The sequence below is a fragment of the Pseudomonas sp. R28(2017) genome (genome assembly GCF_002112505.1).
GTDB lineage: Bacteria > Pseudomonadota > Gammaproteobacteria > Pseudomonadales > Pseudomonadaceae > Aquipseudomonas.
Window position 1 is genome coordinate 14,819 of sequence record NZ_NEHW01000017.1, and the last position, 11,795, is coordinate 26,613.

The 11,795-nt window shown below is 65.2% G+C and carries 12 protein-coding genes; 8 read left to right on the top strand and 4 right to left on the bottom strand.

The features are described 5' to 3' along the window. Nucleotides 1-26 precede the first annotated feature (26 nt). Nucleotides 27-689, bottom strand: coding sequence for a TetR/AcrR family transcriptional regulator (locus CAF78_RS23970; protein ID WP_085678737.1), 663 nt, complete (start codon nt 687-689; stop codon nt 27-29). A gap of 267 nt (nt 690-956) precedes the next feature. Here CAF78_RS23970 and CAF78_RS23975 point away from each other — a divergent pair, with 267 nt between their 5' ends. The 6 genes from CAF78_RS23975 (at nt 957) to CAF78_RS24000 (ending at nt 6,818) form a co-directional block, all read left to right on the top strand. Further along, complete coding sequence (locus tag CAF78_RS23975; protein ID WP_085678740.1) at nt 957-1,277, top strand: hypothetical protein; 321 nt, start codon at nt 957-959, stop codon at nt 1,275-1,277. Between the two features lie 209 nt (nt 1,278-1,486). Continuing rightward, nucleotides 1,487-2,083 carry a paraquat-inducible protein A gene (locus CAF78_RS23980; RefSeq protein WP_085678743.1) on the top strand — a complete coding sequence of 199 codons (597 nt, stop codon included), beginning with the start codon at nt 1,487-1,489 and terminating at the stop codon, nt 2,081-2,083. Next, nucleotides 2,080-2,724, top strand: coding sequence for a paraquat-inducible protein A (locus CAF78_RS23985; RefSeq protein WP_085678746.1), 645 nt, complete (start codon nt 2,080-2,082; stop codon nt 2,722-2,724). Before CAF78_RS23980 ends, CAF78_RS23985 begins: the two co-directional genes overlap by 4 nt. Beyond that, complete coding sequence (locus CAF78_RS23990; RefSeq protein WP_085678749.1) at nt 2,708-4,348, top strand: intermembrane transport protein PqiB; 1,641 nt, start codon at nt 2,708-2,710, stop codon at nt 4,346-4,348. Before CAF78_RS23985 ends, CAF78_RS23990 begins: the two co-directional genes overlap by 17 nt. A 28-nt stretch (nt 4,349-4,376) precedes the next feature. Beyond that, nucleotides 4,377-4,913, top strand: a complete 537-nt coding sequence (locus CAF78_RS23995) for a membrane integrity-associated transporter subunit PqiC (RefSeq protein ID WP_085678752.1) — start codon at nt 4,377-4,379, stop codon at nt 4,911-4,913. A gap of 30 nt (nt 4,914-4,943) precedes the next feature. Beyond that, the gene (locus CAF78_RS24000; protein WP_085678755.1) at nt 4,944-6,818 is read left to right on the top strand and encodes a diguanylate cyclase domain-containing protein; all 1,875 of its coding nucleotides are present in this window, start codon (nt 4,944-4,946) and stop codon (nt 6,816-6,818) included. Here CAF78_RS24000 and CAF78_RS24005 read toward each other — a convergent pair whose 3' ends face one another. Further along, nucleotides 6,819-7,727 carry a LysR family transcriptional regulator gene (locus CAF78_RS24005; RefSeq protein ID WP_085678758.1) on the bottom strand — a complete coding sequence of 303 codons (909 nt, stop codon included), beginning with the start codon at nt 7,725-7,727 and terminating at the stop codon, nt 6,819-6,821. It abuts the gene before it with no gap. Nucleotides 7,728-7,814: 87 nt separating this feature from the next. On the opposite strand from CAF78_RS24005, the gene CAF78_RS24010 reads away from it, so the two are divergent. Next, nucleotides 7,815-8,312, top strand: a complete 498-nt coding sequence (locus CAF78_RS24010; protein WP_085678761.1) for a polyketide cyclase — start codon at nt 7,815-7,817, stop codon at nt 8,310-8,312. Nucleotides 8,313-8,463: 151 nt separating this feature from the next. Next, the gene (locus tag CAF78_RS24015) at nt 8,464-9,276 is read left to right on the top strand and encodes an ABC transporter substrate-binding protein (protein ID WP_085678764.1); all 813 of its coding nucleotides are present in this window, start codon (nt 8,464-8,466) and stop codon (nt 9,274-9,276) included. A 9-nt stretch (nt 9,277-9,285) separates the two neighbouring features. Here the strand turns inward: CAF78_RS24015 and CAF78_RS24020 are convergent, their stop codons facing one another. Together CAF78_RS24020 and CAF78_RS24030 are read right to left on the bottom strand one after the other, a co-directional pair. Beyond that, nucleotides 9,286-10,299 (bottom strand): XdhC family protein, encoded by a 1,014-nt coding sequence (locus tag CAF78_RS24020; protein WP_085678767.1) that lies wholly within the window; start codon nt 10,297-10,299, stop codon nt 9,286-9,288. A gap of 144 nt (nt 10,300-10,443) precedes the next feature. Then, the gene (locus tag CAF78_RS24030; RefSeq protein ID WP_085678772.1) at nt 10,444-11,790 is read right to left on the bottom strand and encodes a cytochrome c; all 1,347 of its coding nucleotides are present in this window, start codon (nt 11,788-11,790) and stop codon (nt 10,444-10,446) included. Between the last annotated feature and the right edge of the window lie 5 nt (nt 11,791-11,795).

Here is an 11,795-nt window from a genome sequence, read left to right on the forward strand (position 1 = left end):
GAGTGCGATTGAGCGTCCATGTGCGGTCAGCGGCCCTTGCCCAGGGCGTGCTGGCGGCCAGCTTCCTGCAGGCCGGCGAGGGCAAAGCTGAACAGCTGGGCCGACACGTCTTCGGCCGGCATGCCGAGGATTTCATGCAGGGTCCCGATGGACCCGCGAGGGCCGATCAACAGCATCGCCCAGGGCGCGGTGACACAGAGGATGCAGCGGGTCAGTGCTGGGTCGTCCCGCGGGATGGCGGTGATCTCGCTGAACAGGCCCCTGAGCAGCGACAGCTTCAGCGGCGCTTCGGCCTGCAGGTGGGCCTGGCCGTGCGGGCTGGGCGCGAGGATTTCCGCAGCCAGCACGCGCAGGTGCCAGTTGTCGCGCCGCTGCGTGGCCTTGCGCACGACCAGTTCGACCAACGCCTGCAGCTTATCCGCCGCCGGTTGCTCGCCGAGGGTGATCCGTTGCAGGTCGCTGATGTCCAGAAAGCGCCGCCGTGCTTCGTCGAGCACGGCCAGGTACAGGCCATTGCGGCTGCCGAAGTGGTAATTGATCGAGGCCAGGTCGACCTCGGCCTTGGCCGCGACGGCCTTGTTGCTGGCTTCGGCATAACCGACGGCGGCAAACAGCTCGCCCGCGGCCTGGAGGATTCGCGTGCGGGTGGCTTCGCCGTCCTTGCGCGGTTCGCGCGGTGTGGTGGCCATGATGCGCTGCTCTTGAGTCGGAGTGATGGCAGGCAGCGTGATCTTGTTTTAACTTAAATTCAATTTAAATTTAATTGCCGCGCCCGGTCGGCGACGGATGGCGTCGCTGCGTTGCACCCGGATGGCGCAGGCCGCTAGGGGAAGCGCCCCCAGTTGTGGTATACAACTCGGTAATCGACACCACCTTTCGCAGGCACTCGGATGCGTCGCGGCTGGCTGGTGAATTTCTTGTACCTGCTCCTTTTACTGTGAAACGGAGATTCGAAGATGACCGCCACCGACCGTCTGAGCCTGCTGCAGTACGAGCACCTGGGCCTGGACGATGTTGCCGCTGCCGAGTTCAAGGTGGCTCTGGAGGAGCTGCGCAAACTGGCACTGGAAGACCGTTACGAACATCCCGCCGCCCTGCACCTGGGTGATATCGCCGACGCCTTGGACCGTCAGGAGCTGGCAGAGACCAAAAGCTGGGGGATTGGCTTTCTGCAGGGGTTGACCTGCGCCAAGGCACTCTCGCAAGAGCACCTCGAAGAGCTGCGTCGGGTGTTCCAGGCCGCGGGCGAGCGCGCGATCAAGCGCATGTGCAGGTAAGCGCCGCGTATTGAACGTGCCGCTGTTCGCAAGGGGCAGCGGCACCCTGCCAATCTTCCCGACATCCGGTTCGGAACTTTCTTGTCCCCCCCCACGATGACAAGCGCATCCGCGATTTCTCGGCTTTACTGACAGGCGCTGATGCCAAATCTTCATGCACCGAGCGCATTGAGTAGTGGCTTGGAGTGATGCGGTCCTTGGGGGAGACCATGAGCCAGAGCCAGGCACTGATCATCTGTGAGTACTGCGACGCGGTGTACCAGCGTCGGCCAGTGCAAAAACATCAACAGGCACGGTGCGTCCGTTGTGGCGGGGTGCTGTATCGCCATAAGAGCCTGACGGTCCAGCAGCGCCTGGCACTGAGTGTCACCGGCGCGGTATTGCTGGTCTTTGCCAATGCCTACCCGGTCATGACCATTGGCATGCAGGGGTTGAGCAACTCCGCGACGTTATGGGATTCGGTGCTGATCCTGAGCAGCGGCAGTATCACCTTCATTGCCCTGGTCATGGCCTTGGCCATCATCTTTGCCCCTGTGCTGCAGATTGCCTTGCTCTGCTGGGTACTCAGCTTCGCCCTGGCCGGGCGCCGTGCCCCTGGGTTTGCCATGAGCATGCGCTGCCTGGAAGGCCTGCGGCCCTGGAGCATGCTGGAAGTCGGCCTGCTGGGCGCATTGGTGGCGGTGATCAAGCTGGCGGGCCTGCTCGAAGTGATCCCCGGCATCGGCCTGGTCGCCCTGGCGGCGCTGAGCATGTTGATCATCTATATTGCCGGGCGCGATATCCGCGACCTCTGGGAGCAGGTATGAGCACGCCCGCGCTGGCCGACGAGCTGGGCCTGTGCCTGTGCCACGGTTGTGGGCATGCCTGCGAACTGGGCGGTCATGCGCATGAGTGCGAACGCTGCGGCGCGCCGCTGCACCGGCGCAAGACCAACGCCATCGCCCGTGGCTGGGCGTTCCTGGTGGCGGCGCTGGTGTTCTACGTACCGGCCAACCTGCTGCCGGTGATGCACACCGAAATGCTCGGCAGTGGCAGCGACAGCACCATCGGTGGTGGCGTGGTGGAATTCTGGGAGGCTGGTGCCTGGGACATCGCCCTGATCATCTTCATCGCCAGCATGGGCGTGCCGGCGATCAAGTTCTTTTCCCTGGGGTTGCTGCTGTTCACCGCCCAGCGCCGGTCGCGCTGGGCGTGCCGGCAGCGCTCGCAACTGTATCGCGGCGTCGAGCTGGTCGGTTACTGGTCGATGCTCGATGTGATCGTCGTCGCACTGGTGGCCGCACTGGTACAGCTGCGCGGCCTGGGCACCATCGAACCGCGCCCGGGCATCCTGTTTTTCGGCATGGTCGTGGTGCTGACCATGTTTTCGGCTATGAGCTTCGACCCACGCTTGATCTGGGATCACCCTGGCAATGAGGGAGGCCGCACCGATGGCGCAAGCGAGTGACGCGCGAAATGGAGCCGGGCAGGCAGAGGTACGCACCCGGCGCTGGAATGTTTCACTGGTGTGGATCGTGCCGATCCTGGCGATCCTGGTGGGGGCTTCGCTGGTGGTGCGCAACTGGATGCAGGAGGGGCCGGTGATTTCGATTTCCTTTCGGTCCGGCGAAGGGCTGGTGGCGCACAAGACCCAGGTCAAGTACCGCAGCGTGGTGATCGGCGAAGTGACCACCGTGGACCTTGCCGAGGACCACGACAGCGTCATCGTCAAGGTGCAGCTGGCCAACGATGCACGCTCGTTCGCCACCGAGGGGGCGCGCTTCTGGGTGGTGCGCCCACGGATCGGTGCGGGTGGGGTGTCGGGCGTCGATACCTTGCTCTCCGGCAGCTTCATCGGTGCCGATGCCGGTGAGTCGAAAGCCTCGGAAAAGAACTTTACCGGCCTGGAGCTGCCACCCGCGATCACCTATGGCGAGAAGGGCAAGCGTTTCGTCCTGAGCGCCAACGACCTGGGCTCGCTGGATATCGGTGCTTCCATCTACTACCGCAAGATACCGGTGGGTGAGGTGGTGTCCTATGCCTTGCAGAATGATGGCAAGGGCGTGGACATCGGTATTTTCGTGCAGTCACCCTACGACGCCTTTGTCACCAGCGATACCCGCTTCTGGAACGCCAGCGGTGTCGACATGCAGATTGGCGCCAATGGCCTGAAGGTCGATACCGAGTCGCTGTCGTCGATCCTGGTCGGCGGGCTGGCGTTCGGCTCGCCCGACTTTGCCCCGGATGCCCAGGCCGCCGAGGACCAGGCCCACTTCCAGCTGTTCGCCGACCGGGAAAGCGCACTTTCGCCACCCAATGGCCAGGGGCAATACCTGCAATTGCGTTTCGACCAGTCCATGCGCGGCCTGTCGGTGGGCGCCCCGGTGGAGTTCAAGGGGGTAGAGTTCGGCAAGGTCACCTCGGTCAAGCTCGATTACGACCCGGTGAAGCAGATTTTCCCTGTGGTGGTGGATGCGGTGATCTACCCCAAGCGCCTCGGCCCGGTGCATCAGAAGATGCTGGCGGTGTTCAAGCATACCGAGGGTGACCTGAACGGTGCACGGGAGTTGATCGGCACCTTCGTCGAGCATGGCCTGCGGGCGCAAGCGCGCAGCGGCAACCTGATCACCGGGCAGATGTTCATTTCCCTGGACTTCCACCCGGAAGCGCCCAAGGTGGTGTTCGACAGGACTGCCGAACCCATCGTGATTCCCACCTTGCCCGGCAGCCTGGAGATGCTGCAGGAGCAGTTGCAGCATTTTGTCGAGCGCATCGGCAAGTTGCCGCTGGAGAGCATTGCCAGCAACCTCGATGGCACCCTGCGTGACCTGCGCGCCAACCTCAAGACGTTCAACAGCCAGACGCTGCCAGGGGTGAAAGCCACCCTCGACGACATGCAGAAGACCTTGAAGACGGCCAACGCGACCATTGCCGACGATTCGCCGGAGCGCGAACGGCTGGGCGAAACGCTGGACGAGCTGGAACGCATGTCGCGCTCGCTGCGCGACCTGACCGATTACCTCGGGCGCCACCCCGAGTCGCTGATTCAAGGCCGGCCGAAGGCGGCCGGGGCGCAAGACTTGAGACCTTGAAAGTGAAAGGCCAAAGGAGTGTCAGCTGATGCATCGAGTGCGCAACCTGTGTGGGGCCAGCCTGCTGATCTGGCTGAGCGGCTGCAGCAGCACCCCGAACAATTACCACACCCTGGTCCCGGCCCAGCCGGTGCAAGGCGGTAGCCAGCATGTGCAGGTGAGCCGGGTCAGCCTGCCGCCGCAGGTGGACCGCCCGCAACTGGTGGTGCGCCAGGGCAGCAGTGGCCTGGCCATTCTGGAAACGGAGTGGTGGGGCGCGAACCTGGTGGATGAGTTCCGCAGCGCCCTGCAGGACATGCTGGGCGGCCCGGTGGCCGGTTCCAGCAGTGTGTTGCGGGTCGAGGTGCAGCGCTTCGACAGCGTGCCCGGCCAATACGCCTCGCTCGACACGCTGTGGCGTCTGAAGCGGCCAGGCGAAGCCGAAATCACCTGCCGCACCTCGGTCCAGACGGCTGCCGACAACAGCATCAACAACCTGGTCAACGCTCACCAGGCCAACCTGCGCAAGCTGGCCGAGGCCGTGCGGGCAACGGCGGCGCCTGGCAGGCCTTGCCCAACCACATGAGGCGGGTGAACCAGGGTACGGGGAGCCCGCATGAAGTTACGTACAAGATTGCTCTGGCTGTTCGTGCCGCCGCTGTTGTTGGTGTTGTCGCTCGTCTACTTTGCGGCCCAAGGCATGCTGCTGGCCCGGCTGGACAAGCAGGACGAGCGGCTGTTGGTCGCCGAAGCCGAGCGCCTGCGTGCGTTGCTGGGTAACAGCTTCGAGCGTGACGCCAACCGCCTGCGGCAATGGACGCAGGCGATGCCGGGCGCGGTGCCGTCGGCGTTCCCGCTCGATGCTGCCACGCTGGGCCGCAGTGGCTTCGACTTCATTCTCTACTTCGCCAAGGGTGAGCAGCGGGTGAGCTGGCGGCCGCTGGACCTGACGACGCTGGAGCGCCCGGCCGGTGCGCCGGCACTGAGCCTGCAGGCACTGCATGACGGCGTCGCCGAACAACTGGCGCGCCTGCTGCAGCCTCAGGATGTGGCGCCCCCTGCGCAACTGCTGGCCGTGCTCAGGGTGCCGCTGATTCTGGTGGCAGTGGATACCGCACGCAGCGGCGAACGCCCCAGCGGTGTGCTACTGGCGGGGACGTTTCTCGACAGCAAGCGCATCGCCATGCTGCAACAGCAGCTGGGCGGTGAGCTCACCTGGCTGCCCTCGGCTACCGAGCAGGCGCGGCCAGCGCTGCAGGCCGAGCTCATGAGCATCGGCAATCGCCAGGTGGTCGATGCCCGCCATCAGAGCATCGACCTGCTGTTCCAGGACAGCCTGGGCGAGCCTCAGTTGCGCCTGCAACTCACCCGTGAGCGCCACCTGTACCTGGAAGGCGAGCAGCAGCTCAATGTGTTCCTCGGCGTGACGGGAGGGCTCATCGGCCTGGCCTGGCTGCTGATCTACCTCGCGCTGGACGTCACCTTGCTGCGGCGCATTGCACGCTTGCACCAGGAGCTGCTGGCCATCGGCCCGGCGGCGGCAGGCCGTCGCCTGACCGACGACGGGCGCGATGAGCTGGGCAAGCTGGCGCGTGAAGCGAACCGTGCGCTGGACCGCCTGGAGCAGAGCGAAGCACGCGACCGGGCGATTCTCGACGCCATGGAGGACGGCTACTTCGAACTCGACGAGCTGGCCAGGATCGAGTCGGTCAACCCGGCCTTCTGCAGGCTGCTCGGTTACCCGGCGGGGCAGCTGCTCGGGCGTACCTTTGCCTCGCTGCAGGAAGAGCAAGCGCCCACCACCTCGACAGAGCCGGTGATCGCAGAAACCGAGCCCGGCGCGCCGTTGTCGGCGCGGCTGCGGCGCGCCGACGGCAGCATCGGTCACTTCGAGACCCAGATCTCCAGGCGGCATAACGCCGGGGGCCGTCTGATCGGCTATCGCGGCATTCTGCATGACGTCAGCGAGCATGTGCTGCATCAGCGCCAGTTGTTTGACCTGGCCCATCAGGATGCGCTGACCGGATTGGGCAATCGCAAGGCGTTCCATGAGGACCTCGCCCGGCACCTGCACGGCGGTGCTTTGCCGCTGGCGCTGATCTTTCTCGATCTGGACCACTTCAAGCAGGTCAACGACCGCTTCGGCCACGATGTCGGCGATGCCTTGCTGGTGTGCATGGCCGAGCGCCTGTGCAATGCCCTGCGTCAACCGGGCAACGCCTATCGCCTGGGGGGCGACGAGTTCACCGTGATCCTCCCGGGCACCGAGTTACAGGCAGCCAACGCGCTGGCCCAGCGCTTGCTCAAGGTGCTGTGCCAGCCGGTCAGTATCAGCGGGCTGAGCATCGACTTCGTCACCCCAAGCATCGGCGTTGCCCTCGCGCCTGCCCATGCCAGCGAGGTGGATGCACTGGTCAGGGCAGCCGACCAGGCCATGTACCAAGCCAAGCGCCAGCGCGGGCGGGTCTGCGTGTATCAACCGGCTGAGTAATCAGCCCAAGGTCCTGCAGGTTTCCATCAACAATGCGCGTAGCCAGCGTTGGCCAGGGTCGCGGTCGCTGCGTGGGTGCCAGGCCAGCAGCTTGCTGAAGCCCGGGATCGGCACCGGTGGCTGCATCAGGTGCAGCCCGGCATGCCTGGCGACCAGGCGGCGCGGCACGACGGCGATCAGGTCGCTGGCCAGGAGCACTTCCGGAAGGATCAGAAAGCTGGTTACCGAAAGGCTCACCCGCCGCGTGCGGCCAATGTGCGCCAGCGCCGCGTCGGTGACGCCCTCGAATGCGCCCCCGGAAGACGACACCAGCGCATGGTCCAACGCACAGAAGCGCTCCAGCGCCAGGGTCGTGCCTGTGGCGTCGGGGTGGTCCGCACGCAGGGCGCAGACATACTGCTCATCGAACAACGCGGCGCTGAGCAGGCCAGGTGTGAGGGTGGGCGGGGTGAGCAGGGCGAGGTCGATATCACCGCGCTCCAGTTGCCCGGGCAGCGCCTGTTCATCGATGGGCTGCACTGCCAGGCGCAGGTTGGGGGCCTGTTGGCGCAGGGCTGTCAGCAAGGGGGCCACCACTGCACGCAGGGCGTAGTCGGTCGAGGCCAGCCTGACCGTCAGCTCGGCGGTTGCCGGGTCGAATTCCTGTGGCTGGAGCATCTGCCCGATGTCGGCCAGCAGCCGCTTGACCGGTAACGCCAACTGCTCGGCGCGCAGCGTCGGGACGATCCCACGCTGCGCTCGGACGAACAGGGGGTCGTCGAAACGCTCGCGCAGCCGGTTGAGCATGCCGCTGACGGCCGGCTGAGTGAGGGCGAGCCGGTCGGCAGCGCGGGTTACGCTACGTTCATCCAGCAGCGCATCGAGGGCTTTGAGCAGGTTGAAGTCGAGGTTTCTGATATCAGGATTCATGATGCTGCGGATAAAAGATCGCGATTGGTCTTATGTCACGCTAGCACCCATGATGAGCCCAGTCCATTCACACAGGTGCCTCTCAACATGAACGCGATCCATTGGCCTGAAGGCTTCGTCCCCGGCTTCACAGACAACTTCGTCAGCAACGAAATCATCGTCGCCGGCCTCACGGCGGCGCAGGTCTGGCCCTGGCTCAGCCAGGCCGCGCGCTGGCCGGGCTACTATGCCAACTCGGCGAACATCTGCCTGCATGACCATCAAGGCCCGGACCTTGCCGAAGGCGTGCGCTTTCATTTTGAAACCTTTGGCTTCCCGGTGCAGGCGCTGTGCAACGAATACCAGCCACCGCAGGCCGGCGAACCGGGGCGGATTGCCTGGCATGGCTGGAGCGGGGAGGGCGCCGAGCGCCTGGATGTGCACCACGCCTGGTTGATCGAGGACCTCCCAGGCGGCCGTGTGCGGGTACTTACCCAGGAAACCCAGAACGGCAAGCCAGCGTTGGCACTGGCCAAGACCAGGCCCAACCCGATGCTCAATGGCCACCAAGACTGGCTCGATGGCCTGATCGGCGCTGCGCGCTAAGCCCAATCGGTGGGGAAAGGCTGGCGCATGGCCAATCCTGAGCCAGACTGTTGGAAGCACGCGGCCACCGATGCCGCCGTGGCCCACGGGATGTGGCGGCTTTTCGCGACCACGCCTGGCCGCTGAATGCCACAGCTTCCGAGGGGTGTAGATGATCGAGCGTTGTCGTTGCCGGTCTTTGCTGCTGTCGCTCTTCTTGCTTCTGCCGCCCGAGCTCGCGGTGGCAGAAGCGTTGTGCGGCCAGCTGACCGCTACCGGCAATCCGGAATACCCACCGTATCTCTGGCGTGACCCGAACAACCCTGATCAGTTGATCGGGGCCAATGCCGACCTGCTCAAGGCAGTGGGCAAGGCGCTTGGGGTGGACGTGAAGGTGGTGTATGGCGGGCCATGGTCAAGGGCACAGGAGGAGGTGCGTACCGGGCGTATCGACCTGATGGCCGGGTACTTCCTGACCCAGGAGCGCCAGCAGCAGATGGATTTCATCAGCCCGCCGTTCCTGCGTACCCGCAGCGTTGTCTGGGTCCGTCAGGACCGTGCCTTTGACTATCACGACTGGGCGGACCTCAAGGGGCGCAACGGCGGGACGCTGGTCAGCAACAGTCACGGCCAGCAGTTCGACGACTATGCCAGGGCCAATCTCCAGCTCGAAGCCGTGCCTGGGGCCAGGCAGGCGTTCGAGAAGCTGCTGCACAAGCGCAACGACTACCTGATCTACGAGCAGTACCCCGGCATGGCGCTGGTGCACACGCAGGGGTGGGATGCGCAGTTGAAGGTGCTCGACCCGCCGGTATCCAGCGAGGGGCTGTACCTGGCGCTCTCACATCAGTCGAAGTGCAATCGACCAGAACTGCGCCAGAGGCTGGCTCGCAAGATGCAGGAGCTGGTTACCGGGCCGGTGCCGGAGCAACTGGTCGAGAAGAATCTGGAATTATGGCGGCAGCAGGTGGGAGGGCAGCCTTGAGGGCGTTGACTACCCATCGACTTCCAGCGCCCGCTTGGCCTCACTCACGTTGACCTCCCCAGGCAACGCCACACCGTTCTTGGTCGCCAGGATTTCGGCCATCACACTGACTGCAATCTCTGCCGGTGTCTTGCTGCCGATATAGATGCCAATCGGCCCGTGCAGGCGCTGCAAGGAGGCCTCGCTCTCGCCAAAATGCTCGATCAGTCGTTCCCGCCGCGACTGGTTGTTACGCCGCGAACCGATCACGCCAATGTAGAACGCCGGGCTGTGCAAGGCCTCGAGCAGGGCCAGGTCGTCCAGCTTGGGGTCGTGGCTGAGGCCGACGATGCAACTGCGCAGGTCCGGGGCGAACGCGCGTACCACATCATCCGGCATGCCGACGATCTTCTCCACGCCCGCCACGTTCCAGCCATCCATGTATTCAGGGCGCGGGTCGCAGACGGCCACCTTGAAGCCATTGAACAGGGCCATGGTCGCCAGGTATTCGGCCAGTACCCCGGCACCGATCAGCAGCATGCGATAACCGGGGCCCAAGGTATTGAGCATGTGCCGGCCATCGAAGGCGAACTGCTCCGGAGCGCGGCTGGTGGCCAGGTGGACCTGGCCGTTCTCAAGGTCCAGCGCGCGGCGCACCAGGTTGCCGCTGTCCAGCAGCGGCAGCAGCTGCGCCAGGCTTTCCAGCGCCGGGTCGAATTCGAGAATCAGCTCGAGGGTGCCACCGCAGGGCAGGCCGAAGCGCTGCGCTTCATCGGCGCTGACGCCATAACGCACCACTTGCGGCAGGCCATGCGGCATGCCGTCGCCCTGATAGGCCGTGGTATAGCGATGGATAAGGTCATCCTCGATGCAGCCGCCGGAGACGCTGCCGACCACGCGGCCGTCGCCGCGCAGGGCCATCATCGAACCCACAGGCCGCGGCGATGAACCCCAGGTGCGGGCGACGGTGGCCAGCAGTACGCGTTCGCCGGCCAGTAGCCAGTCGTGGGTGGTGCGCAAGACCAACAGGTCGATGCTTTCCATGGAGACCTCTGTTGAAAAGTAGATACCTGTGCTGGCCTCTTCGCGGGCACGCCCGCTCCCACAGGTATCGCACCCATCTGGAATGTTGTGCATTCCCTGTGGGAGCGGGCGTGCCCGCGAAGAGGCCAGTACAGGCAACATCATTTACCGCATATGCAAGATGATCGGGCTGCTGCTGGCCGGGTCGGTGTGCCCGCGCAGCTTGCCCACAGCTTGTGCATCCACCGCGCCGCCGGAATTGCCCCAGGTGCTGCGCACGAAGCTCAGCACGTCGGCGATCTCCTGGTCCGACAGCTGCTCGCGGAACGCCGGCATGCGGTAGGCATCCGGCAGGCCAGCGGCGACGATACGCTGCGAGCCATTGAGGGTGATGTTGATCGCCGAGGCGTTTTCCGGGGCCAGGGCCGAGGTGGCACCGGCCAGCGGCGGCATCCACTCGGCCTGGCCCTTGCCGTCCAGGCCGTGGCAGCTGGCGCAGCGTGTGACATAGGTGTGGGCGCCAGGGCTGTCCAGGCGCGTGGCCGCGGAAACCGCCTGGTATTGCCAGGGCGCACCATCACGCTGGGGGTCACCGGGCAACGACTTGAGGTAGTGGGCGATGGCGCCCAGGTCGTCGTCGCTCATGAACTGCGTGGAGTTGTTGAACGCTTCGGTCATCGACCCGTACACCACGGCATGCTGATTGCGCCCGGTCTTGAGGAACTGCACGATCTCGGCCTCGCTCCAGCGGCCAAGCCCGGTGTTGTGGTCGCCGCGCAGGCTGGGCGCGTACCAGCCATCGAGCAGGGCGCCGGCGAGGAACGGCTTACCGGCTTCATCCAGTGCCTTCTCGTTGAAGGCCAGCCCCCGTGGCGTATGGCAGCTGCCGCAGTGGCCAGGCCCCTGGACGATATAGGCGCCGCGGTTCCACAGCGCGTCCTGCCCGGTCTTGGCCACGTACGGCGTGTCAGCGGCGAAAAGGCCATTCCACAGCGCGATGGGCCAGCGCAGGTTCAACGGCCAGGGGATATCGCTGGGGATGTTCGCCTGTTGTGCCGGCTGCACACCCTTCATGAAGAAGGCGTACAGTGCCTTGACATCGTCATCGCTGAGCTTGGCGTACGACGGGTAGGGCATGGCCGGGTACAACCGCCGGCCACCAGGCGCGACGCCGTGGCGCACGGCACGGTCGAAGTCGGCCAGGCTGTAACTGCCGATGCCGGTCTCGCGGTCAGGCGTGACGTTGGTGGCGTGGATCGTACCCAGTGGCGTGGCCATTGCCAGGCCACCGGCAAATGGCTTGCCGTCGGGCAGGCTGTGGCAGGCCACGCAGTCGCTGAGGCGGGCGACGTACTCGCCCCGGCTGACCAGCGCAGGGTCGGTGCTTGTGGCGGGTTCGGCCGCCAATGGCGAGGCGGGTTCGCGGGTTACATACCAGGCCAGCAGGCCGGCCGCGACCAGGCACGGCACTGCCAGCCAGCCAGCGGCTCTGGCGAAACGACGGTGGGTCATGGGGC